This is a genomic window from Vibrio navarrensis (assembly GCF_015767675.1).
GTDB lineage: Bacteria > Pseudomonadota > Gammaproteobacteria > Enterobacterales > Vibrionaceae > Vibrio.
On the sequence record NZ_CP065217.1, the window covers coordinates 1354319 to 1378751 of the forward strand.

Consider the following 24433-nt stretch of genomic DNA (forward strand, 5'->3'; position numbering starts at 1 on the left):
GCGTGTGATGGAAAGCAAGGGTATCATAAAACGAAATAATTTCGCTTACTTAGTTCGCTCAGCATGAAACACTAAGTCGGATTGATTTTGTTCGATTTTCCGCTCAACTTGTGCTGAACACTAAATAAGTTATACGGAAGCATAACTATAACGAGGCATGCAATGACAGTAATTCGCACGCAGGACGTGATCAGCAGTGTCGCTGACGCACTCCAATACATCTCTTACTACCACCCTCTCGATTTCGTTCAAGCCCTTGAAAAAGCCTATCACCGTGAACAAAGCCAAGCCGCGAAAGACGCGATTGCGCAAATTCTGATCAACTCACGTATGTCGGCGGAAGGCAAGCGTCCTATCTGTCAGGACACGGGTATCGTGACCTGTTTTGTTAACATTGGCATGGGTGTGCAGTGGGATTCCACTGAAATGACGGTACAGCAGATGGTCGATGAAGGCGTGCGTCAAGCCTACACCAACCCAGACAACCCATTGCGTGCGTCGGTGCTGATGGATCCAGCAGGAAAGCGTATCAACACCAAAGATAACACTCCAGCGGTCGTGCATATCAATATGGTTCCGGGTGATAAAGTCGAGATTCAAATCGCGGCCAAAGGCGGTGGCTCTGAGAACAAAACCAAGATGGTGATGCTCAACCCATCTGATGATATTGCGGAGTGGGTGGAGAAAACCTTGCCGCTGATGGGCGCGGGTTGGTGCCCACCGGGCATGCTGGGTATTGGTATTGGCGGTACGGCTGAGAAAGCGGCGGTACTGGCAAAAGAATCCTTAATGGAGCACATCGACATTCAAGAACTGATTGAGCGTGGCCCACAAAATGCCGAAGAAGATCTGCGTTTGGATATTTTCAACCGTGTGAACCGCTTGGGTATTGGCGCGCAAGGTCTTGGCGGTTTGACCACGGTCGTGGACGTAAAAATCAAAACCGCGCCAACACACGCTGCGTCTAAGCCTGTGTGCATGATCCCGAACTGCGCCGCTACGCGTCACGTGCATTTCACCCTTGATGGCAGTGGCCCCGCAGAGCTTACCCCGCCGAAATTGGAAGAGTGGCCAGACATCACTTGGGATGCGGGCGCAAGTGCGCGTCGTGTCAATCTCGATACCGTAACTAAAGAAGAGGTTCAGCAGTGGAAAACAGGGGAAACCTTGCTGTTGTCAGGCAAGATCCTCACTGGCCGCGATGCTGCGCACAAACGCATTCAAACCATGCTGCAAAACGGCGAAGGTTTACCTGAAGGGGTTGATCTCAAAGGTAAGTTTATCTACTACGTTGGCCCGGTGGATGCGGTGGGTGATGAAGTGGTTGGCCCAGCAGGCCCGACAACGTCAACACGTATGGATAAGTTCACCGACATGATGCTCGATGAAACGGGCATTATGGGCATGATTGGTAAAGCGGAACGCGGCCCTGCAACCGTTGAATCAATCAAAAACCACAAAGCGGTATACTTGATGGCTGTGGGCGGTGCCGCTTATTTGGTGGCGAAAGCAATCAAGAAAGCGCGTGTGGTTGCGTTTGAAGATCTTGGCATGGAAGCGATTTACGAGTTTGACGTACAAGACATGCCTGTCACCGTGGCGGTTGATTCAAGTGGTGCCAATGCGCACCAAATCGGTCCAGATACTTGGAAAGTGAAAATTCAGGAAATGGATTTGCACCAGTAAGAATGTGACAAAGGACTGATTTCACTGGGTCCTATTTGACACAAGTGCAGCGCAAGCTGCACTTTGTCTTACTAGCAAACGGGTTCCATATGGCTTGGATATCCGCACAATCTGATCAGGAGAGCTCAATGCCTCGTTTTATTCAAATTCTACAAATCATTTTGGCTGTCGTTGTCGGTGGTTTGATCGGTTACGATCTGATTCTTAATGGCATCAGCATCTTTAACGACAAATACGTTACCGTCACTTGCGTACTGTGGCTGATCTTAGAAATTGCTCTGTTTGTTATCTACAAACTGATCGAAGACGACTAAATCTTCGTGATTGTCCCTGTAAGCCTCTGATTTTTATCAGAGGCTTTTTTGTTCATTTGCGATTAATATTGATAACGTTATGGTGCGCAATCAGATTTTAATCGGCGTAAAGCCACGGCTAATCGCGAGGAGCTAAAGAAAAAATGAAGAACATTACCCGCGAAGTGAATGACCTCATCCATCGCAGCTTGGATTCACATTTGCGCGTCGCCGTGACAGGCTTGTCGCGTGCTGGCAAAACGGCGTTTATCACGTCCTTAGTCAATCAACTGCTGCACACCTCGACTCACGACAATTTACCTTTGCTGAGTTGCGCTCAAGACAAACGCCTGATTGGCGCAAGGCGCGAGCCACAAAGTAACATGATGGTGCCCAGATTCGCCTATGACGAAGCGATGGAGCACATTTGTCAAGCGACGCCGCAGTGGCCGCAGCCTACGCGGGATGTGAGCGAAATTCGCTTAGCGATCAAATATCGCCCACAAAAACGCAGCCGGAAATTACTCGGTAAAACCTCGGTCTTACATCTCGACATTATCGATTACCCCGGTGAATGGTTGTTGGACTTGCCTCTGCTTGAGCTGGACTTTAACGCTTGGTCAAACAGTCAATTTGCCGCTTTAAAAGGGCAACGTGCTAAACTGGCGCAAGATTGGCTAAATAAGTTGGCGGAGCTCGATCTTGAGGGCGACGTCAATGAGAAACAGTTGCAGCAACTCTCCGAAAGCTACACCGATTATTTGCACCGTTGCAAAGAGGCTGGGTTACATTGGGTGCAACCGGGACGCTTTGTTTTACCGGGTGAACTGGCTGGCGCACCTGTGCTGCAGTTTTTCCCTTGCCGTTTCGACGCAGCAGCCGAGGTGAAGAAAAATAGCAACATAGATATGTTGAAAAAGCGCTACCAAGAGTATCAGCAGAAAGTCGTCAAAGGCTTTTACAAGCACTATTTTGCCACCTTTGATCGCCAAATTGTGCTGGTGGATTGCCTGCAGCCGCTCAACGCGGGGAGTGAGTCGTTTTATGACATGCGCGAGGCACTTGAGCAGATCATGAAGAGTTTCCGCTATGGTAGAAGTGGGCTGCTCAAACGTCTTTTTGCCCCCAAAATCGACAAAGTGCTGTTTGCCGCCACCAAAACAGACCACATAACGCCGGATCAACATGCAAATTTAGTCTCTTTGCTGCAACAGATGGTGCATCCAGCTTGGCAAACCGCCGCTTATGAAAACATCGAGATCAGCTGTATTTCCATGGCGTCGGTGCGTGCCACGCAGGCGGGTTTCATCGCCAATGGCAGTGAAAGTGTGCCCGCCATTCAAGGTCACACTCTGGATGGACGTTCGCTGACGCTGTTTCCGGGTGAAGTGCCAAAGAAGATCCCTGATGGCGATTTTTGGCAGCGCAGTGGCTTTGATTTCACCGCTTTTCGTCCTCTGTCTGCCGATTGGCAAGAGCCGCTACCACATATTCGCCTCGACAAAGCGTTAGAGTTTTTGCTGGGAGATAAACTGCAATGAGTGATTTCAAACCCAAACACGTTTTTGAGCAAACCCGCTTTTCTGCTGATCCTCAGCAGCCCGAGCTAACTGCGCAGCAACAGTTTACCGCGGCAGAAACATTTGTTCCTGCCGCCAATGAAACGGCGCAAGAAGAGCAATCGGCTGAATTGCAATTGGCCGAGGTTATCCGTCCGTCATCGTCGCGTCGCTGGTGGTTTGGCGGGCTATTTAGTGCCTTCGCTGGCTTGGTGGGCTGGCAGGCGGTGGATACGCTGCTGACGGCACTGCAAGCGGGGGATTGGCTTACCTTAGGCTGGTCAGCATTTCTCTCCTTACTGGCCGGGCTTGGGTTGTCTGCGATAGCGAAAGAGCTATGGAAGCTGCGCAAATTGCGCCACCTTTTTAGTTCGCAACAGCAAGCCGAGCAACTGCTCTCCAGTGACGGTGTGGGCAAGGGTAAAGCGTTTTGTCAGGATATGGCACGGCAAAGTGGTATCCCCGCTGAAAACCCTGCATACGATCGTTGGCGCAACAGCGTTAACCCCACTCACAGTGATGCCGAAGTGGTGCAGATGTACGATGCGATGGTCGTTACCCAGCAAGACAAGTTGGCAATGCAGCTGGTCTCGCGTCACGCCACCGAATCGGCGGCGTTGGTGGCGATTAGCCCTTTGGCTTTAGCTGACATGCTGCTGGTGGCTTGGCGCAATTTCAAGATGATTGATAACTTGTCGCAAGTGTATGGTGTGGAGTTGGGCTACGCCTCTCGCATCCAGCTTCTGCGTCTCGTGCTGGCAAACATGGCTTTAGCTGGGGCAAGCGAGTTGGCGATTGATGCAGGCGTCGATCTGATGTCGATGGATCTTGCGGGTAAGCTATCTGCGCGTGCTGGGCAAGGCGTCGGTGTGGGCATTTTGACCGCAAGGCTTGGCTTAAAAGCGATGGCGCTGCTGCGGCCCATTCCGTGGCAGCCGCAGACGCAAGTGAAACTCTCGGCGATTCGCAAGGAAATCATCACTAAAGTCGCTTCTCTCGCTCTCAAACCTTAAGCTTTCTTTATGGTTAGCTTGACGGTAGACCAAGCTTGGTAGAAACTACTGTCAACTTTTCGTGACAGTATGAATTAGGATAATCTGTGCGTCTTGAAGTCTTTTGCGAAGACAGACTCGGCCTAACCCGAGAGCTGCTTGATATTCTGGTATCAAAAAACATCGACCTGCGGGGGATCGAAATTGATATCAGCGGCATCATCTACCTCAATTGTCCCGACATCGATTTTGATACTTTCAGCTTGCTTATGGCCGAGATTCGTCGCATTTCTGGTGTGAAAGACGTGCGGAAGATCCAGTTTATGCCGATGGAACGGCACAACACGGAACTGATCTCACTGGTCAACAATCTGCCCGATCCTGTGCTGGCGATGGATGTCAAAGGTGCGGTCGATATGGCCAACCGAGCGGCTCTGGCGCTGATTGGCAAAAGCGAAAAAGAGGTGATCGGTGCCCCCATCAGCACTTTGCTGCCCAATCTCAAATTCAGTCGTTGGTCGGAAGGCAACCGACAGCGGGAAAACATGGTGATTGATGGCTTGGATTACATGCTGGAATTTATGCCAGTGTATATTCAAGATGAAGCCAAAGAGTCTACCTTCGCCAGTACGGTCGTGATGATCCGTAGTGTCAAAGCGAACAACGTCGTCGGTGATACGCTACCGCTGCATAATGAGCTTGGATTTGAACATTTTGTCGGTGTGTCCAATCGTCATAAAGCGCTCATCAGCCAAGCGAAAAAGTTAGCCATGCTCGATCAGCCACTGCTGATTGAAGGCGAAACAGGCACGGGCAAAGAGATGCTGGCGAAAGCGTGCCACAACCGTTCCAATCGCGCAGGCAAGCCATTTCTCGTGCTCAGTTGCGCTTCGATGCCCGATGATGTCGCAGAAACCGAACTCTTCGGTCACGCTCCGGGCTCGTTTAACCACCAACAAGGGCACAAAGGCATTTTCGAGCAAGCCAACGGTGGTACGGTCTTTTTAGATGAAATTGGTGAGATGAGCCCTCACTTGCAAATCAAGCTGCTGCGCTTTTTGCAAGATGGCAACTTTCGCCGCGTTGGCGCCGAAGATGAAATGCATGTGGATGTACGCATCATCGCCTCAACCAAGCATCAATTATCAGCGTTAGCCGAAGCAGGTTCGTTTCGTGAAGATCTCTTCTATCGGCTGAATGTCCTCACCTTGACCATTCCGCCTTTGCGTAGCCGTTCGAATGACATTGCTGCTCTGCTGGATCTGTTTGTCGCCAAACATGCGCAGAAGCTGGCCATTCGCAAGCCGAGCTATGAAGAGGGGCTATTGGATGAGCTGATGGCTTATCAGTGGCCTGGCAATATGCGCCAATTGGATAACATGGTGCTGCGTGCGTTGACCGAAATGGAAGAGGAAGAGCTGAAAGCGGAATATTTCCACTTACCTCAGCCGCAAACGGTGGCAGGGACGGCGACACAACTGAACTTAGATGGCTCTCTTGATGACATTATGCGCGATTACGAAGCTCAGGTGCTTGAGCGTCTCTATCAATCATTCCCATCCAGTCGCAAACTGGCAAAACGGCTGAATGTGTCACACACCTCGATTGCCAACAAACTCAGGGATTACGGAATAAGAAAAAATTAACCATGATGGAAGAGAGTCAGTTAGGTTTAAATAAAACAGAACAAGAATTTACGTTACGCACGGCGACGATTGCGGACGCGCAGATGATTACCCACTATTTTCAGAATAACCGTGCATTTCTCAAACCGTGGGAGCCAGTGCGAGAAGAGGAGTTTTTCACCGTCGAAGGGTGGACAAAAAAGCTCATCAAACTGGAAGAACTGCATCGCATGAATTTGGGTTTTTACTGTTTGTTAATCGATGATGAAACGCAGCAAATGCTGGGCACCATCTCTTTTAGCAATGTCTCCCGTTTCCCTTTTCACGCCTGTTCGGTCGGCTATTCACTGGCCGAAAGTGCACAAGGGAAAGGCTACATGCGTCGAGGGCTCAAACTCGCTTGCGAGTACATGTTCAAAATACAGAATATGCATCGTATTCAAGCGGCTTACATGCCTCACAATCAGCGTAGTGAAGCGGTACTCAAAGCGCTGGGTTTTGTCAGAGAAGGGTACGCGCAAGACTACTTGTTGATTGATGGCGAATGGCGCGATCATGTCTTGATGTCGATGACCCACCAAGACTGGTCGCCACGGAGCTAAGCATGCAAAGAATGGAAAAACAGTTGGCGCTGCTGATGGAGTTAGACAAGCTCAAATCGGTTTTGCGCCGCACACGGGTGAAAAGCGCGGATACGCGGTTAGAAAACAGCGCCGAACACAGCTGGCATGTTGCTCTAATGGCATTGTTGTTTGCAGAACACGCTAATGAGCCAGTGGATATTAGTCGCGTGGTGAAAATGTTGCTGCTGCATGATGTGGTGGAGATTGATGCGGGCGACACCTTTGTTTATGATGCCGCAGCTTCAGAGCAGCAAGCAGAAAAAGAGTTGGCTGCGGCGCAGCGTCTGTTTGGAATGTTGCCTGACGATCAGCGCGATGAGCTCTCAGCGTTGTGGCATGAGTTTGAAGAGGCGCAAAGTGCAGAGGCCAAATTTGCTAAAGCGTTGGATAGGCTGATTCCCATGTTGCTCAATTTTCACAATCAAGGGCAGAGTTGGCGTGAACATGGCGTTACACGCGAGCAAGCTCTAACGATTAACCGAAAAATTGAGCTTGGTTCTCACGCTTTGTGGGAAAAAGCGCAAGAAATTATTGAACAAGCGACCCAAAATGGGTGGTTAAAAGCGTAAGGAAGATGAATGTCTTATTTAGCTTTGGATGAATACCAAAGGAAATGGATTTTTACTCACCAGTCGATGCCGGTGCCGCAAGACGAACTGATGCATATCCGACCAATGAGTCAGGCAAGAGCGGCGCAATTTTGGAAAGAGAATATCAGCCCGCAAAGCCCGGACGCTGAGCGTCTTAGTAGCCAAGATTGGCCAATGAAAGCTAGCAATTGGCTAGAGGAAATTGATTGGATGGCGGCTTGGGAAGCCGATGATCCCCAGTTACCCGATGCCATTTTGCAGCATATCGATTGGCAAGATGACGTTACTGTCTATTTTTGCTACGAGAAGTACAACATCATCGAGACTAAGTGGAGTACTTTCCGTAAACATTGGAAGAATTTTCTTTTTTACGACGATGGCCCAATTTTGCTCGGGCGACGCCGAAACCAAGCGCTGTGGTTTTCGACCAATGGAACGGTCAAACTGGGTGAGCGCAGATAAAAGCTTTAGGAGAAAGCAGTGTGAAAACGCTGCTTTTTTTATTCGGATAGTGAGCACTGACACATATGTAACAAGTTTTTCGCGAGGATTTGTTATTCATTGATCTAACCCCAAAAACCTTGAGTCAGAAAAAGGCGATAATTCAACTTCGGTCCTGATAGAGTTTAAACTCTAGCGGTGGTTGTCGAATCTCAGGAAGAGAAGTTGTTTATGCGTCAATACCTTAAGTACATTATCCCTATCCTCATTCCAGCGATTGTTTTGCTCTTACCACTCTCGTCTTTCCCCTTTGAAGGCATGACGTTGGTGCAGCAACGCGTTATTGCTATCTTCCTGTTAGCCGCTCTATGCTGGGTATTTGAGCCGATCCCTATTTATGCCACCTCAGTTGTGATCATCGTGTTAGAACTGTTGTTGGTCTCGAACAAAGGCTTGTATCTGTTTCGCGTTGGAGAAGGGAGCGCACAGTTTGGCAAGCTACTCTCCTACAACGAAATCATGGCGACCTTTGCCAGCCCGATCATCATGCTGTTTTTAGGCGGTTTCTTCCTAGCGATGGCGGCAACTAAGTATCGTTTGGATGTCAACCTAGCAAGGGTACTGCTCAAGCCTTTTGGTCAAGATCCTAAGTTTGTGATGCTAGGGCTCATGTTGATCACCGCCATTTTCTCAATGTTTATGTCAAACACCGCCACAACGGCCATGATGCTCTCCATCTTAACGCCGGTCATCGCCGTGTTTGGGCCGAAAGATCCTGGTCGGGTTGCGTTTGCGCTGTGCATTCCGGTCGCCGCCAACATCGGTGGTATTGGCACCCCGATTGGCACTCCGCCTAATGCTATTGCTCTGAAATATCTGGTCGGTGACAACCTCATTACCTTTGGGGAGTGGATGATGTTTGGCGTCCCATTTGTGGTGATTATGATGGCGTTAGCTTGGCTGTTGATCAGCAAACTCTTCCCGGCAGAAACGCCAAAAATCGAGTTATCGATCAAAGGTAAGTTTCTGAAAACGCCGAAAGCAATCGTGGTTTACGTGACCTTTGGCCTCACCATTTTGCTCTGGCTGATGGGCTCTGCGCATGGGATGAACTCATACACAGTCGCGCTTATCCCGGTCGCTATTTTCTCTATCACTGGCATTATCAATAAAGAAGATCTGAAAAAGATCTCTTGGGATGTGCTCTGGCTGGTTTCGGGCGGTATCGCCCTTGGCCTTGCATTGGACAAAACTGGCCTTGCTGCGCTGGTGGTGCAGAGCATTCCGTTTGACCTGTTCTCACCTCTGGTGGTGTTGTTTGGCGCGGCGTTTCTTTGTCTTGCAATGGCGAACTTTATGTCGCATACCGCCACGGCTAACTTACTGATGCCGATTATGGCTGCGCTTGGCACGTCAATGGCGTCACTCAATGAACTCGGCGGCGAAGTGACCTTAATTCTGGTGGTCACGTTCGCGGCATCACTGGGGATGTCTTTGCCAATCAGTACACCACCAAACGCGTTGGCACATGCGACAGGCAATGTGCAGAGTAGTCAAATGGCCAAAGTGGGCGTGGTACTCGGAGTGGTCGGGGTATTGCTCAGCTTTGTCATGGTTTGGGTACTCCACGCAGTAGGACACATTGGTTAAGCGATGTACATGACAAAGCTTGAAGCCTTAGTTGAACGCTATTTCACCGACCCGCTACGTCAGGTAACTGCGGGCGCAGGGTCGGTGATCATTATGCAAAATGGCCATAATGACCGCCTCTATCTGGTTAAGTCAGGTGAACTGGAAGGGTTTTACACTGAGCTAGGTGAAAATAAGCAGACGCGGATATTCTCTGCCTCTCCCGGTGCGTTTATTGGCGTGCACAGTTTTTTCTCAGGGACGTGGACGGCTTCTTCAACGGTGGTTGCAAAGACAGATTCTACCTTGGCATGGATTGACCGGCGCACAACGGCCATCGACAGCGAGCAGCATGGCCCGTTAACCAGCCAATTTATGCCTGTGATTGTCAATGAGTTGTCACGCAGGCAAAGACGATTGACACAAGAAGCCGTGGCTAAAGAGAAAGCCTTGCAGCGGCTGCATATGGCAGAGCAAATGACCACCTTAGGCCAGTTGGCGGCAGGTCTTGCTCATGAGCTAAACAACGCGATTGGCGTAGTTAGCAGTAAGTCGCAGCGCCTTGAAAGTATCATCATGCAATTGCTGCAAGAGCAGCATCCCGAGGCGAGTCAATTTTTTGATTTCGGCTTATTGCAGGGACAAAGTGTCCCGACCAGTGAGGCGAGAAACTGCGCCAAGCTGCTAGAGCAAACATACTCGATTGAGCGCAATCAGGCGAAGGCGCTCGCCAAAGCGCTGCCGTATGGCATGCTGAACGCCCATTGGTTAAACAACCCCGATGAGGCCATCCGTTACTGGAGCATTGGCTGCGATTTGCATGATCTGCGTTTGGCTTCGCGTCATGCGGTGGCGATTGTTAAATCGGTGAAACAGCTTGGCCGTACCGATGCCGATCGCATCACCAAAGTGAATGTGAATGATACAGTTAACCAGGCATTGGCGCTGTTGCAAAGTGATTTACGTCGAGTAGACGTTCGTCTGCGCCCATCTAATGTCGACACTATTTGGGCCTCCGATACAGAATTGGTGCAAGTGTGGGTCAACATCATCAAAAATGCCTGTGACGCTATGTCGATGACGCCAGAGCCTGCGCTTGACATCCGTGTGCGCCAGGATGGCAATAAGATTTTGGTGACGATTGCAAACAACGGCCCTGAGTTGGATGAAGCGACTCGACGCAAAATTTTTCAGCCGAATTTCACCACGAAGAAAGGTGGGCTGTCGTTTGGTTTGGGCCTAGGGCTGGCCATTGTGCGGCGAATTGTGACTGGGTTAGGTGGGTCGATTGCGGTGAAAAGCAACCAAGAAGCGACCATTTTCAGAGTGAAACTGCCAGTGGAGGGAAATCATGGAGAAACTGAATCTCATTTGCGTGGATGATCAGCGTGAGGTATTAAATGCCGTCTCGCAAGATCTAGAAACGTTATCGTCTTGGCTGAATATTGAAGAGTGTGAATCGGGAAATGAAGCGTTGGATCTGATTGACGAGTTGGATGCCGATGGCGAGTTTGTTGCCGTGGTGATTTCCGATCATGTGATGCCCGGCATGACAGGCGTAGAACTGCTACGGGAAATGCACAGTGATGCGCGTTTTCGGCAGACAAAAAAAATATTGCTCACCGGGCAAGCAACTCACAGCGACACCATTGCTGCAATCAATTCCGCCGGGATTGTGCGCTACTTTGAAAAACCGTGGCAAAAAGCGGATTTGGTCAACTGTGTGCGCACGTTAGTCACGGAGTTTATTTTTGATCAGGGTTTGGATTACAGCGCTTGGCAGGAAGAGCTCGATCAGGCGGTGGTGTTGCAGCGCTTACACCAATGAATTAGGTCGCTGGTTGAATATTATTGCGCCCGATGTGTTTGGCCTCATAAAGCTTACTGTCTGCCACGCGCAATGATTCTTCCAGTGAGCCGTTTAGCAAGCAGAAGCCACCGGAAATGGTGACATTTGGTGCTTGGTTGGCTTGCTCAATATCGGTGCGAATACGTTCCAAGACAATCCGCGCATCTTCCGCTGTGGTGGTCTGAATCAGCAGGAGAAACTCCTCTCCGCCGATGCGAAATGCATAGTCGCTTACTCGGATGCGGCTTTTGATCACGTTGGCTACGCGACGTATCACCTGATCGCCGATGTCATGCCCGTAGCGATCATTAATCAACTTAAAGTGGTCAATATCCAACATGCCAACAAAGTAGCGGCTGCTTGGCGTGATTTTCTTTTCTACTTCCAGCAGATAGTGACGATTGTGCAGCCCTGACAGAGCGTCTAAATAGGTGATCTTTCTCAGTTCTGATTTGTCTTTGCGTAGCCGATACAAGTAGTAAGACACGCCAAGTGTTAAGGTGATGAGCAGCAAAAACAGATAGAAATATTTGGGGAGCAGATCCTCATTACGAACGACTTTCAACAGCAAGTTTTCCTTGCCATTTAACACACCGATATTTTGGTAGACCACCGTAAAGTCGTCATACTCCACCGCACCAGAATGTTTGCGAGTGCGATTGAGCTCTTGCAGCAAAATTGGGTGGGTATCTTCCAAATAGCTGTAGGTCGGGATGCCCAAATAGGAGCTGGAATAGACAAAGCCATCCAAACCAAGCAATAGCATGTCTTTTTGATCGACACTGGTCAGTAGATTGAGATTGACGGTCAGAACGAGATAGCCCTGCAAAATACCCTCAGCGTAGATAGGGGCAAATTCGAGAAAATGGCCTTTCTCTGGTTCAAGCAAGGTCTGCACCTGTGACTGATTGAGGCTACTGGTGTAGAACCGATTGTAGGCAAGAATACGATCGTAATAGCGATAGTTTGGTTCTGGGAGTTTGCTAACCACTTGCATAGCAACCACCAGATCTTGCTCGCTGAGTAGGTGCTGAGCCAAGTCATCAAACAGATGGGGATAGGTTGCATATTGCTTTACCACTTCGCTATAGCGAAGCGAAAGGTAACTGGATACCAACTGCTTACGTAAGATTAATGTTTCAGCGGTTTCACCAAGCTGGCTCGACAGGCTCTGCAACTTTTCTTGTTTGATGTAGTTCATTGGCGTGTTAAAGAGAAAAATCACCGCCACCATGAGTAGCAGGCTTCTGAATTCAACCGTCGCTTTAGAAGGGGAGACCCCTGAATAATAGAGAACCATAATGCCCGTGCACCAACCACAACGCATGCATAGTATCTGCCGAAAAAAACGCCATCCAGACACTTTGAATTAAGTTTTTATGACAGGAAGGAAAAATGAGATTGAGTTCACTTGCTGGTTATTAGTGACGGAACTCGTGCGCAGCGGCGAGTAAGTTCAGGCATAAAGCCTTAGTTATCAGACATCGGGGCGAGCGTGTAGCGGCTGGCAGAGGCAATCGATAGGGGTTTCGAGAACCAATATCCTTGCAGATAGGTTGCGCCCATTTTACGAAATACTTTATACATTTCGGGGGTTTCGATCCCTTCAATCACCACATCGATTTTGTTTTTCTGGCACAGTTTTATTAAAAAGGCCAAGTACTGTTTTGAATCACTGTTAGTGACCGTTCGCCATGCCATTGACTTGTCGATTTTGATTTGGCTCATTGGCAAGTCAAAGAAGGTGTTGAGCGAGCTGTACCCTGAACCAAAATCGTCGAGCGAGAGATTAAACCCCAATTCTGCCAACTGTTTTAACTGTTCAATCGCCAAGAGATTGTTATCGAGGATCAGTGTTTCAGTCAGTTCGATGACTAGGGTTTTAGGGGCGAGTTGATATTCGCTGACAATCTCGCTTACTCGGCTGGGAAAGCTGCTGTTGAGCAGTTGCAGCACGGAAACGTTAACGTTAACCCGAGTATTACGCTGATGGCGCTGGTTGTAATCGCGAATGAACTCACACGCTTTACGCAAGACAAAATAGCCAAGGTCGACAATGAGCCCCTTGTTTTCCGCGACCGGAATAAATTCGTCTGGGTATATTTCGCCAAACTCTGCGCTGCGCCAGCGAACCAAACTTTCAAAGCTGGCGACTTCTAAACTGTTGGCGCAGACAATCGGCTGGAACTTTACCGTTAAGGATTGCGACTCAATCGCCTCTTTAAGACCTTGCTCAATATAGAAAAAGCGATCCACCACTTGCTGGGTGGTTGCGCTGTAGACCGCGATGCGATTGGCCTTTTTCTTGCTGGCAAACTGGCTGGTTCGGGTTGCTTTGCGCAAGATCTCTTCGGCGCTGAAAATGGCGTTTAATTTGGGGTAAATTCCCATACTAATGCCACAGCCAAGCAATTGCCCTTGTTCCATCACCGCATCGTGATAACGCGCTTTGATCTTCTCGCAGATGTTGGTGAGTTGGCGATCGGTAAAATTGCCTTCAATCATGATGGCAAAGTCGTCATCGCTGACCCGATAAAGCTTGCTGACTTGCCCTGGAAGATGGCTCACCGCTGTCAGCATACTGTGCACCACGTGATTGAGGATTTCGGCTCCGTAGTGACTTAAGTATGATTTGATCTCTTCTATCTGTATATAAATCAGGGAATAGGGCAAAGTCGTCGAGCGAGAGAACTCTTCAACGTCTAGTAGTAATCGGCTGCGATTGGCCATGCCAGAAGCATTATCGTGAAAGGCGACTTGATGGATGTAACTTTCCATCAACTTGCGTTCTGATATGTCTTTATGGCTACCAACCATGAAACTGCCATGTTTGGAGTGACGGGTCACTGCTGTGCCTTCAATCCAAACGTATTGGCCATTGGGTTTACGCACGCGATATTCCGTCGTCACGCGTGAATCGACCGATCCAAGATGCTCATCCACTTTGGATGAGAGACGTACTCTGTCTAAGGGGTGGACGATCTCGAGCCAAGCGTCGAGTTCAATCACGCCAGTAGTGATACCGAATTGCTCGTAAAATTGGTGATTGTAAAACACCATTATGCCTTGTTCGTCCATATGGAACAGACCTTCACTAAATACATCAAAAATATGCATAAAGCGTCGTTCAAGAATGTGATCAAAATCGTCGCTGATTTTGTCTGGGTTCGGTGTTATATCCATAATTTGAGTACTGCTCAATCTGATCTCTCTTTAGGACAGAAAAAGGCATTCAATCTCGTTTCGTCTTGATTTAATTACACTAAACCCGCGCTGACTACTAGTGAATTTTTTATAAATTGTGTCAATGTGCACGAGGTGATGAAAGAGTCATCAAGGGCGCGATTATAATTAGAGTATTTAACCTATTCAATTGGTGTTACCGAATAATAACGAATGCACTCTAATTTAAATCGGCGGCAGGTTTTCTCTGATTTTATTGTCAATATAATTGAAAAGTACTCACTAAATTTTAAATTGTCAGTGCAAACCACAACAGTGCAGGCAAAGTGAACAGACTGAAAAAGTTGCCAAACAATACAATCGAAGCCACTTTTTCGGGCTCAATATGAAACCGTTCTGCGAATAAGTAGTTCATCACTGCTGCAGGCAGCATAGTAAAAAGGACCATCATCTGCATCTGTAGCGGTGGCAACGGTACAAAGTAATAGATAAGCACGAAGGCGATTAGGCCCGTGAACAAAGACTGAAGTGTGGAGATCACGCCGACTTTGAGCCCGTCCAGCTTAAGATTCACCATCTGTGCACCGAGTGACAGCAGCATCACTGGTACGGCCGCTTGCCCGAGTAAGGAGGAAGCTTCTAACAATGGTTGCCAGACGAATATGCCGCTCAGGTTACAAGTGACCGCAGCAAAAGCGGCGATAAATACCGGCATTCGGAAAATGTGCAGCAGTGAATTGCCTTTACTCAAGAGTGCCAATCCAAGGCTAATATGGATGCACGCAGACATCACAAACAGCAACACGGCACTGGATTGAGCTGCTGCACCAAAAGTGTAGCTAAACAGTGGAATGGCCAGATTGCCGCTATTGCGAAACATATGCGGTGGCGCCCAAGTTTTAAAGGATAAGTGGTAAAAGCGGCACACGGGTACCATCACTAACCCTGGAACCAAGACGGCGATGACGGACGCATAAATCAGTGGTAGTTGATTTGCATCCAGCGGCATGGTAGCCAATGACGAGAACACCAAAGCGGGCAGGAAAACATCCATATTAATGCGGTTGATCGGCTTAAAATCGGGTTTTAGAAAGCGACCAACGGCAAACCCTACGCCTGCTAAGGAAAACACGGGGAAGAGGATGCTAAAAACTTTGACAAGCATTAAAGGTTCTCGAATCGATATTTTTTCCAAGCTAACAGTACGAATACGATTCGTCATGCGAAAAAGTAAAAAAACATGATGTAAAACCACGATAAATTGCACTATTTATTTGTGGTTATTGGCTTTTTCTCAAATTGAGCTTGTCACTATTTACCCTTTTCAATTAGTTGATTATCTCCACTTCAAAATCTCTTCTCACTGAGGTTGCAAAACTCGTGTTTATTTGTAAGCTCAAAATAAACAACGCAGATCCGGCAAAGACTATTCTATTTTTCCTCCTTAACTTTCGCTTGATTTTGGCTGCGCAAGTGGGAGTTAGACAGTAGCGAGAATCGCCTCAACTATGCAGTACAATCCTGAAAATTCAGTCAAAATCGATATCGCCAATTTGAGCATTGGGATGTTTGTTACCGCGCTTCAAAACAGTGAAAAAGTGAATCTAGCGCATCCTGGTCGGGTGCAGTCTCAAACGGCGATTACCCGCTTGTTTGAAAGTGGTGTTAAGTTTGTCTGGGTCGATAAAAGTTTATCAGCGCGTAATTGTGTCATCACGCCGTCAGTTGAAAGCCGCGAAGTGCTGCCCAAAGAAGAGCCAGTTACGCCAATTCCAGCCCGAACTCGCCATGGGCGAGATGCAAGACAGAAAAAAGCCAAAAAGCTCATCGCAGAGGCAAAAAGCCTAGCGCAAAAACTGTTGAATCAAACTTTCGAAGGCAAAGTGATTCTGGTCGATGAGATTGACGATTGGGCAGAGGAGATGATCGAATCGGCTTTGGTCGACTCCGACGCGCTGCACTGTGTTTCGGCTCTACGGCAAAAAGACACCTATTTGCTTGAACACTCGGTCAATGTCGCTTGCCTTCTGGTTACCTTTGGTAAGCATTTAGGTCTTGACCGCGACACCCTCAAACAGATGGCGATTGGTGGCATTATTCATGATATCGGCAAGATTAAAGTGGATGATGCCATTTTGCACAAGCCTGGAAAATTGACGCCAGAAGAGTTTGAGCATATGAAATTACATCAGGTGTTCGCTAAAGAGATCATCGTGCACGTTGAGGGGCTGAGCGATATCAGCCGAGATGTCTGTTTAATGCACCATGAGAAGCTCGACGGTAAAGGCTATCCGCAAGGGTTAAAAGGCGATGACATTCCGCTGCATGGCCGAATGAGTTGCATAGTCGATATCTATGATGCACTCACAGCGGATCGCTGCTACAAGCAAGGCATGAGCTCGGCAGAAGCGTTCAAGATTATTCTCAGTTTGACGCCATTTCATCTCGATCCTGATCTTGTGTATAAATTCATCAACTGTATCGGCATCTATCCGGTGGGATCGATCGTAGAACTGAGTGATGGACGTGTTGGCATCGTTTGGGGCTCTAATGCTACTCATCCGCTTAAACCCGAAGTGAAATGCTTCTATTCACGGAAATACAAACGTTTTGTCGATGTGGCGATGGTGGATCTCAAAAACAGTACGCTCAAGATTGAAAGGGCAGTCGCTCCCTCTTCGTTGGAAGTGGATGCAAAGCCCTTCTATGACTGATTTTTGATACCGGTAACAAAACTTAAGTGGGATCAATTAATTAAATAGTTGAATATGGGTCAAATCATACGCGAATTGTTTGACCTACAGTCACCACTGAATCATTACTAAATGACAATGAGTTTATATGCCTCGATTTCGTTTGCTTCACTTAACGCTGCGCCGTCGCACCGCTCTTTACTTTTGCTTGGGGTTAGTTGGGGTAATCCTAAGTACACTATTGATTACGCGCTATTTTTTCCTTTACAGCATCAATAAGCTTGAGGATTTAGAGCTGGAACGTGCCAACAAACAAGCGTTTTCCGTTATCCAAATGATGACTTGGCAGTTAGAAGAGCGCTCCTTCGACTGGGCGTACTGGGATGATACCTATCAACTCTTTACTGAGCGTAATATCGCAGATTATCGCGAGCGCAACCTGTTCCAAGATTCGCTTTATACGCTCGGGCTCGATATGATGGCGTTTGTCACCGTGCAAGGGGAATTATTTGAATCACTTGTGCGGGATGACTCTGAGGTAATCTCGCCCGATCTGGCCAAGCAGGTTGTGCAAAATCAAAATGTTCAAAGCCATATACGGGAAATGCGTCGTCAACTGGATGGAAAACAAAAAAGCCTTGCGGGGTTAGAGCGCATCGCTGGCAGAATCTGGCTTCTTTCATTAACCCCAGTGCGTAATAGTGAAGGTTCTTCGGCAGTCGCTGGCTGGCTGATATGGGGGCAAGATCTTTCAAGTCGTTTTCCCGGTAATTTTGCCGACATCTTATCGTCTGAAAATAATCTAGATGTGGTGATGGAGGGATTTGCTGTTTCCACGGAAGCTTACGCTGTCGGTACCGATAAGTGGTTGCAGAAAACCGCCCTGCATTTGACGACCTGGACCCCAGTGACGGATTTGACGAATCACAAGATTGCCTATCTAAAAACCCAGCAACCGAGAGTGTATTACCAAAAAGGCAGGAATCTCTTCGTCTACTTGATTGTTGTCGTTTCGACGGTCACAGGGCTTATTGCGGTAGCCACCTTCTTCCTGTTCAACAATCGTATTTCGACCCGTTTTGCTGATTTTGAACAGACTATGATGCAGTTGTTCTCAAGATATCAATTGGAAGACCTATCCATTCGCCGCAGTGACGAGCTAGAAAGAATAACTCAGTTGGTGGAGCTATTGGCTGAGAACACTTCGCTTACTGAGGGCAAGCTTAATCACACATTACAGAAACTGGATGCCCTGTACCAGAACCGTTCAATAGGCATGTTACTGGTTGTGAATGGCGACATTATTGATGCAAACCAAGCGGCAGCGCAGTTGCTCGGCTATAGAAAACAGGATCTGATTAACCAAGAGTTAAGGTGTATTTGCGCAGAAGATCAAGAAGGATGCAGTGAAGAGAAGATTAAGCACGCGGCAGAGACTGGCAAGACGCGTTTTGAAGCCATGATGCGAGCCAAAGGTGAGCGAGAAATTGAATGTTTGGTCGAACTAACGCCAATTCATCACGAGAATCAACAAGCGTTGATGATTTCGCTCAGCGATTTGAGTGAGCAAAAAAAGCAAGAGCGAATGATTAAGGATTTGGTTGGGCGTGACCCACTTTCAGGTTTGTATAACCGCCCGGCAATATTGGCCAAGCTGGATAAACTGATTGAAACCGAGCCTACGCGTTTTTCATTTCTGTACATTTCCATCGAAAAGTTCAAGCAGATTTCAGAAGTCTACGGGCATTTGGTTTTCGATGATGTGGTTAAGCATGTTGCCTCTGTATTTGGTCGCGTCCTGAAAGGGTTTGAAGTTGGTCGCATCAGCGAGTTTGAGTTCATTGCCATTATCCCGGAGGGGAAACAGTACGATGAGGCGCTTATTGGTGCCAATCGATTTATGGATATTCTGGCAAAAACAGGGGAAGTATCAGGGATTGAGCTTGATTTAAACAGCAAAGTGGCCGTTATCGATCCCTCTCTTAGCGATCAGCCATTGGGCTATTTGCTCCAAGCGGCGGCCTATACCATCCAAACCTATCACCATGATCGTGTTACAGAGGTGATTCAAATTACCAAAGCGACGGCGGACAAGGCGCAACACGCCCTGATGATTAGCCGAGATATTGTCAGCGCGGTGCGAGAAAACGCGATCATCGCCTACTACCAGCCCATTGTTGACACGGAGAGTGGTAAAGTTGGTGGGTTCGAAGCGTTAGCCCGCTGGGTTCACCCTGAATTGGGTTTCGTCTCGCCAGAGATCTTTATCCACTTAGCAGAGAAAAACCAACTGATTGTGGAACTGGGGGAATCTATTTTGCGTCAAGCGTGTCGCTTCCTTTCTACGCTCAATCGTCAGCGCGAGGAGGTGGGTCTATTGCCGCTTTCCGTGCATGTTAACCTCAGTGCGATTCACTTTTATCACGCAAAATTGCCAGACTATTTACGTCAAGTTATGACGGAGTTTGGCATCGCACCAGGGCTATTAGTGGTCGAGATTACCGAAAGCACCCTGCTTGGTATTGAATCTGAAACGTTAGATAGAATGACAGAGATTAAATCGTTGGGGGTCCAATTAGCATTGGATGATTTTGGCACCGGTTACTCTTCGTTTAGTACCTTATGTTCTTTTCCGCTGGACATAGTGAAGTTAGACAAATCTTACATCGACCAACTGGAAAACAACGATCGGGCCAGAACACTGATCCGCAGCATTGCAGGGATGGCCAAAGAACTCGGTTTGACCACGGTGGCAGAGGGCGTAGAGACAGCCAGCCAACTGCGCAAGCTGAAAACGTGGAATATCGACGAGATTCAAGGCTATTACTTCTACAAGCCGCTACCTGAGCAAGAAGCAATGCAGAAATTTTGTGGTGACTCCAGAAATCAAATCGTCGCTTAAATGCCTTCACTCACCCTAGTTGTCGACAGGCTACGGCAATCATCCTAAACGAAGAGCGGTTTCCAAAACGGAAATATCTCTTTGTTTGTTTTTCAATAGTGGAAATTATTAATAAAAGCTAATCTACTGAAAAATAAACAGGATAAGCCGTTATGAGCCACAGTGAAGCGAGTTTGCACCAGCGTCTACGGACTATAGTCAATGATGCCAAATTGTCGGTAGAGCAGAAAAATCAGTTTCTTGCCTTAGAAGCTGAAGCGATGCTGCAATACGTGTCAATTTCGCCCGCGCTACAAGAGGCGATGGCGCAAGGGGTCATTTGTGACATGTTTGAAGGGCATGCGCCGTTCAAGCCTCGCTACGTTTTGCCCGACTACGCTCGCTTTCTGCGTCAAGGCAGTGAATATCTTGAACTTAGTCCAGCGCAAGACTTTGATGATGCACTGAACATGCTGACCATCTTGTATCATCATGTCCCTTCGGTGACCAATATTCCGGTTTATCTTGGACAGCTAGATGAATTGCTGCTGCCTTACCTTGGTGACCTCAGTGAAGCGCAGCTGTATAAAAAAATAAAATTATTTTGGATTATGCTCGATCGCACCCTGCCGGATGCGTTTATGCATGTCAATGTAGGACCAACAGACAACATTCTCTGCCGGACGATTTTACAGGTGGATGCCGAACTTAGGCAGATCGCGCCTAATTTGACCTTCCTGTACGATCCGGCAGTCACGCCAGACGATCTGCTGCGACAGGCAACCGACAACATTTGCCAATCCAGCAAACCGCACATCGCCAACTATCCTTTGCATGCGGCGGCTTACGGCGACAGGCAGTTCGGCATCGTCAGCTGCTACAACTCGCTGCCTTTAGCGGGTGGAGCGAACACCTTGGTTCGTCTCAATCTGAAAGAGGTGGCGCAGCGCTCTGAGGATCCAGAGGATTTCTTCTCTCAACAACTGCCCCAGTTTGCAGAGTTGATGTTTGAGCTTATGGATGCGCGATCCTCGTATCTGCATGAGCAATCAGGTTTTTTTGACAGTTTCTTGGTGAAAGAAGCACTGATTGATGAAGCCAAGTTTGCCCCGATGTTCGGCATTTATGGCATGGCGGAAGCGGTAGAACTTCTGCTCAATAAACAAGGCCGCGAGCAAAAATATGGTCATAGTGAAGAGGCGAACGCACTTGGCCTTGCCATTTCTCAGCGCTTAGCGCAGCTGGTCGAGAGTCGCGAGGTCAAATATGGTCTAGCGGGGAAAGCGTTACTGCACGCACAAGGCGGCATCAGTTTAGACCGTGGCGTGACGCCGGGCGTACGTATTGCTTATGGTCACGAGCCTGATCCGGTCAGCTATGTTTTGGCTAATGCAGCGCATCACGCTTTTTACACCGCGGGCGTTAGCGACATTCTCACCATTGACGAGACAGTAAAAAATAATCCTGAGGCGATGTTTAATCTGTGCAAAGGGGCGCTGGCGGCGGGTTATCGCGAGTTTACCGCCAACGTGGCAGGTAACGATCTGGTGAGAATCACTGGTTATATGGTGCGCCTATCGGATATTGCCCGCTATGCACAACAGGGTTCACGCAGCAATACCACCTTTTTAGGTGCCGAAGCGGCAAGCAACACCGACGTATTGCAAAGAAAAGCGCGTGTCGTCAGCATGGAAACGACGCCACTTTACGACGCGCAACACTGAATAACTCATGTCAGCTGTTCAGTTCAACAAGAAGGGGAAAGTGAGTCGTATCTTACCTTTCTCCTGTGTTGATGGGCCGGGAAATCGCCTGGTGATCTTCTTGCAGGGGTGTAATTTCCATTGCAAGAGTTGCCACAATCCTCACACAATCAACCACTGTCATCATTGCGGTGAGTGTGTTGAGCATTGTCCAACAGGGGCACTGACCCAAGATGCCAACAACCAAGTTGTTTGGCGAGAAGAGGTATGCATTCACTGCGACACCTGTACCGACGTTTGCGCTTTTCACTCCAATCCAAAAATCAAAGAGTGGAGCGTCGCGCAAGTGCTGGAGAGGATTCGGCAGCAACATCTGTTTATCAGTGGTGTGACCGTATCCGGTGGTGAGGCAACCTTACAGCTTCCGTTTGTTTTAGCGCTGTTCCAAGCGATTAAAGCGGATAGGACACTGGCTCATTTAAGCTGTTTTATCGACAGTAATGGTTCACTAACAACTCATGGCTGGGAAACGTTGGCCCCTTACACCGATGGTGTGATGATTGACCTAAAAGCTTGGCAAGCGGAAACCCATCAATGGTTAACAGGGCGCAACAATCATAGAGTCATACAGTCGATAACGCATCTTGTTGAACTGAACATGCTACATGAACTTCGTTTGCTGCACATCCCGGGCAAAAGTGATTTAGACAGTGAGCTAACCGCGCTGTGTGAATTGCTACAGAGGTTGCCCTGCAAAGTGCAGATCCGCCTCAATGCCTTTCAAGCTCACTGGGTGAAAGGCGAAGCGCGAGCTTGGGCAAAATGCGATTACGCTGAGATAGAACGCTTTGCCGCGCGTCTTCGTCAGCACATCGCTCATCCGATTATATTGCCGTCGAAAACGGTGCTAGGCCATCTCCGTTAACTGCTGCTTAAGCCACACCAACGCCGGATCATTAAGGCTCTGCTTGTTGTACACCAAACTGTAAGCCACTTGGCCATAGTCAAAAGGCAAGGATTTTTGCACCAACCCTTTTGCCTGCAAAGCAGTGTCTGCCCAGCGTTTTGAGCAGGTAAACAGCAGCGGCGAGTGATGGCACATGACCGCCGCCGCGCCGAAGTCGGCGAGTGAAATGACGATATCACGCGGCTGATGGCATTGAGTCAAAATGTGTTCAAAGTAGGGAATTGCCAGCTCTTTCTCATGAATACCAATATGTTGGCAGGCGAGGTAACTGCCGATAGTCAAGTTTTCTCCAACCAGCGGGTGGGCAGAGTTCATCAAGCAAACCATTTCATCGTCTAAAATTGCATGCCAAACCAGTTCTTTATTCATCGTCGGTGGCTGGCTGATGTCATGCGGCAGCAAAAGAAAATCCACTTGGCCACGCAGCAAAGAATCAAAACCGTGTTGCTCTTTGGCGTAGATGCTCATACTCACTTGCGGAGTTTGGCCTAAGATCTCGCTAAACAGGGGCGCAAACACTTCGAAAGTGCTCTCACGCATTGCCAGTGAAAACGAGCCGCTGTAACTCTCGGGTTGAAACGTTCCTTGGTGAATCACGCCATTCATGCTGGCTAAAATGCCATGCACCACAGGAGCGATACTTAGCGCATACGGCGTGGCAATCAATTGTGTACCTTCTCGATAGAAAAGTTCATCTTTGAGTAACGCGCGAAGCTGAGCGAGGATTTTGCTGACGCACGAAGGGGTAACACACAATTGTTGCGCAGTGCAGGTCACGCTGGTGGTGGTGAGCAGGACATGCAAAACCGTTAAATGCTTCAAACTGATGCGCGAAAGAGAGATGTAATCCATAAAATACGGGCTTGAACAGGATTTTGGGCATTAGAGCAGAATTCTACCAAACTGCCAATGCGTGAATTGCCCCTCTAACAGCAGAAAGTCAAGTGTCGGTAATCACAAGATAATTTAATCCAGACGACAATAAGGCTCAGTTGTCTCCAGCGCCGACACTGACTATAAACAGCGCACTGAAAATGATGTAGGTTTAGAGCGTAAATGGACCCGTTGATCGATGCGCTAATCACTCAAGGCTATTTTATTTGGGATGATTTCTTAGAAAGTGAAGAGGTATTGCGTCTAAGAGACGCCATCCCAGAGAAATGGAAAGAAGCCCGAATAGGGAGAAACGATGATTTGATCAAAGTTGAACGTATTCGCAGTGACAAAATTCAGTGGCTACAAGCAGGGAAGTCACAGGCCGTTGATGAGTATCTTGCCAAAATGGAAGAGATTCGCTTAGCGGTCAACCGCTATCTTTATCTTGGTTTGTTTGAATACGAAGCACATTTTGCCAAATATGAGCAAGGCGATTTTTATCAAAAGCACCTTGATAGCTTTCGCGGGCAGGAAAACCGTAAACTGACCACCGTGTTTTATCTCAATGACACTTGGCAGGAAGGCAACGGCGGTGAGTTGGTGATGTACGATTTGCAAGATCAACACTTACAGACGGTTCAGCCCAAAGGCGGGCGATTGGTGGTCTTTCTCTCGGAACTGTTTCCACACGAGGTACTGACCAGCCATGTTGACCGTTTCAGTATCGCTGGGTGGTTTCGTATAAACGGCGTGCGAGACAATATGTTGGATATCTCTCGTTAGACAAAACCCTAAGTGAATCTTCTCAATACGCCAAAGACCTCAAAATAGCGGTCTTTGACG

Annotated in this window: 20 protein-coding genes; 16 read left to right on the forward strand and 4 right to left on the reverse strand. The window is 48.2% G+C overall.

Annotation, left to right across the window (positions count from 1 at the left end; genetic code table 11):
* Positions 1 to 162: 162 nt before the first annotated feature.
* From I3X05_RS06105 to I3X05_RS06155, 11 genes are all read left to right on the forward strand, one after another.
* A complete protein-coding gene (locus I3X05_RS06105) occupies positions 163 to 1686 on the forward strand; it encodes a fumarate hydratase (RefSeq protein WP_045571472.1) in 1524 nt (507 codons plus the stop codon).
* Positions 1687 to 1814: 128 nt separating this feature from the next.
* The gene (locus tag I3X05_RS06110; RefSeq protein ID WP_039425995.1) at positions 1815 to 2000 is read left to right on the forward strand and encodes a hypothetical protein; all 186 of its coding nucleotides are present in this window, start codon (positions 1815 to 1817) and stop codon (positions 1998 to 2000) included.
* A 143-nt stretch (positions 2001 to 2143) separates the two neighbouring features.
* Positions 2144 to 3520 carry a YcjX family protein gene (locus I3X05_RS06115; protein ID WP_045571473.1) on the forward strand — a complete coding sequence of 459 codons (1377 nt, stop codon included), beginning with the start codon at positions 2144 to 2146 and terminating at the stop codon, positions 3518 to 3520.
* Complete coding sequence (locus I3X05_RS06120) at positions 3517 to 4551, forward strand: YcjF family protein (protein ID WP_045571474.1); 1035 nt, start codon at positions 3517 to 3519, stop codon at positions 4549 to 4551. The genes I3X05_RS06115 and I3X05_RS06120 overlap by 4 nt, the downstream gene beginning before the upstream one ends.
* 86 nt (positions 4552 to 4637) lie before the next feature.
* Positions 4638 to 6176, forward strand: a complete 1539-nt coding sequence (gene tyrR, locus I3X05_RS06125) for a transcriptional regulator TyrR (RefSeq protein WP_045571475.1) — start codon at positions 4638 to 4640, stop codon at positions 6174 to 6176.
* 5 nt (positions 6177 to 6181) lie between these two features.
* A complete protein-coding gene (rimJ, locus tag I3X05_RS06130; RefSeq protein WP_045571611.1) occupies positions 6182 to 6757 on the forward strand; it encodes a ribosomal protein S5-alanine N-acetyltransferase in 576 nt (191 codons plus the stop codon).
* 2 nt (positions 6758 to 6759) lie between these two features.
* Positions 6760 to 7347 (forward strand): HD domain-containing protein, encoded by a 588-nt coding sequence (locus I3X05_RS06135; RefSeq protein WP_045571476.1) that lies wholly within the window; start codon positions 6760 to 6762, stop codon positions 7345 to 7347.
* Between the two features lie 9 nt (positions 7348 to 7356).
* A complete protein-coding gene (locus I3X05_RS06140) occupies positions 7357 to 7830 on the forward strand; it encodes a DUF2947 domain-containing protein (protein ID WP_045571477.1) in 474 nt (157 codons plus the stop codon).
* A 210-nt stretch (positions 7831 to 8040) separates the two neighbouring features.
* A complete protein-coding gene (locus I3X05_RS06145; RefSeq protein WP_193157393.1) occupies positions 8041 to 9459 on the forward strand; it encodes an SLC13 family permease in 1419 nt (472 codons plus the stop codon).
* Between the two features lie 3 nt (positions 9460 to 9462).
* Entirely contained in the window at positions 9463 to 10821 is a 1359-nt protein-coding gene (locus I3X05_RS06150) for an ATP-binding protein (protein ID WP_045571479.1), read from the forward strand.
* Positions 10790 to 11266: a response regulator gene (locus I3X05_RS06155; RefSeq protein WP_045571480.1), complete on the forward strand. Its 477-nt coding sequence runs from the start codon at positions 10790 to 10792 to the stop codon at positions 11264 to 11266. The genes I3X05_RS06150 and I3X05_RS06155 overlap by 32 nt, the downstream gene beginning before the upstream one ends.
* A 1-nt stretch (position 11267) precedes the next feature.
* Here I3X05_RS06155 and I3X05_RS06160 read toward each other — a convergent pair whose 3' ends face one another.
* The 3 genes from I3X05_RS06160 to I3X05_RS06170 all read right to left on the reverse strand — a co-directional run bounded on the left by I3X05_RS06160 (position 11268) and on the right by I3X05_RS06170 (position 15635).
* Positions 11268 to 12614 (reverse strand): GGDEF domain-containing protein, encoded by a 1347-nt coding sequence (locus tag I3X05_RS06160; protein WP_226972705.1) that lies wholly within the window; start codon positions 12612 to 12614, stop codon positions 11268 to 11270.
* A 143-nt stretch (positions 12615 to 12757) separates the two neighbouring features.
* A complete protein-coding gene (locus I3X05_RS06165) occupies positions 12758 to 14470 on the reverse strand; it encodes a putative bifunctional diguanylate cyclase/phosphodiesterase (protein ID WP_045571481.1) in 1713 nt (570 codons plus the stop codon).
* A gap of 289 nt (positions 14471 to 14759) precedes the next feature.
* Positions 14760 to 15635 carry an AEC family transporter gene (locus I3X05_RS06170; RefSeq protein ID WP_045571482.1) on the reverse strand — a complete coding sequence of 292 codons (876 nt, stop codon included), beginning with the start codon at positions 15633 to 15635 and terminating at the stop codon, positions 14760 to 14762.
* A 343-nt stretch (positions 15636 to 15978) separates the two neighbouring features.
* Here I3X05_RS06170 and I3X05_RS06175 point away from each other — a divergent pair, with 343 nt between their 5' ends.
* From I3X05_RS06175 to I3X05_RS06190, 4 genes are all read left to right on the forward strand, one after another.
* Positions 15979 to 17184: an HD-GYP domain-containing protein gene (locus I3X05_RS06175; RefSeq protein WP_045571483.1), complete on the forward strand. Its 1206-nt coding sequence runs from the start codon at positions 15979 to 15981 to the stop codon at positions 17182 to 17184.
* A 127-nt stretch (positions 17185 to 17311) separates the two neighbouring features.
* Entirely contained in the window at positions 17312 to 20065 is a 2754-nt protein-coding gene (locus I3X05_RS06180; protein WP_337971012.1) for a bifunctional diguanylate cyclase/phosphodiesterase, read from the forward strand.
* Positions 20066 to 20217: 152 nt separating this feature from the next.
* The gene (locus I3X05_RS06185) at positions 20218 to 21768 is read left to right on the forward strand and encodes a YjjI family glycine radical enzyme (RefSeq protein WP_045571485.1); all 1551 of its coding nucleotides are present in this window, start codon (positions 20218 to 20220) and stop codon (positions 21766 to 21768) included.
* 7 nt (positions 21769 to 21775) lie between these two features.
* Complete coding sequence (locus I3X05_RS06190) at positions 21776 to 22672, forward strand: YjjW family glycine radical enzyme activase (RefSeq protein ID WP_337971013.1); 897 nt, start codon at positions 21776 to 21778, stop codon at positions 22670 to 22672.
* On the opposite strand, the gene I3X05_RS06195 is transcribed toward I3X05_RS06190, so the two are convergent.
* Positions 22655 to 23566: a LysR family transcriptional regulator gene (locus I3X05_RS06195; RefSeq protein WP_045571487.1), complete on the reverse strand. Its 912-nt coding sequence runs from the start codon at positions 23564 to 23566 to the stop codon at positions 22655 to 22657. The genes I3X05_RS06190 and I3X05_RS06195 overlap by 18 nt on opposite strands.
* 204 nt (positions 23567 to 23770) lie before the next feature.
* Between I3X05_RS06195 and I3X05_RS06200 the strand changes: the two genes are divergently transcribed.
* Entirely contained in the window at positions 23771 to 24373 is a 603-nt protein-coding gene (locus I3X05_RS06200; protein WP_045571488.1) for a 2OG-Fe(II) oxygenase, read from the forward strand.
* Positions 24374 to 24433: the final 60 nt, after the last annotated feature.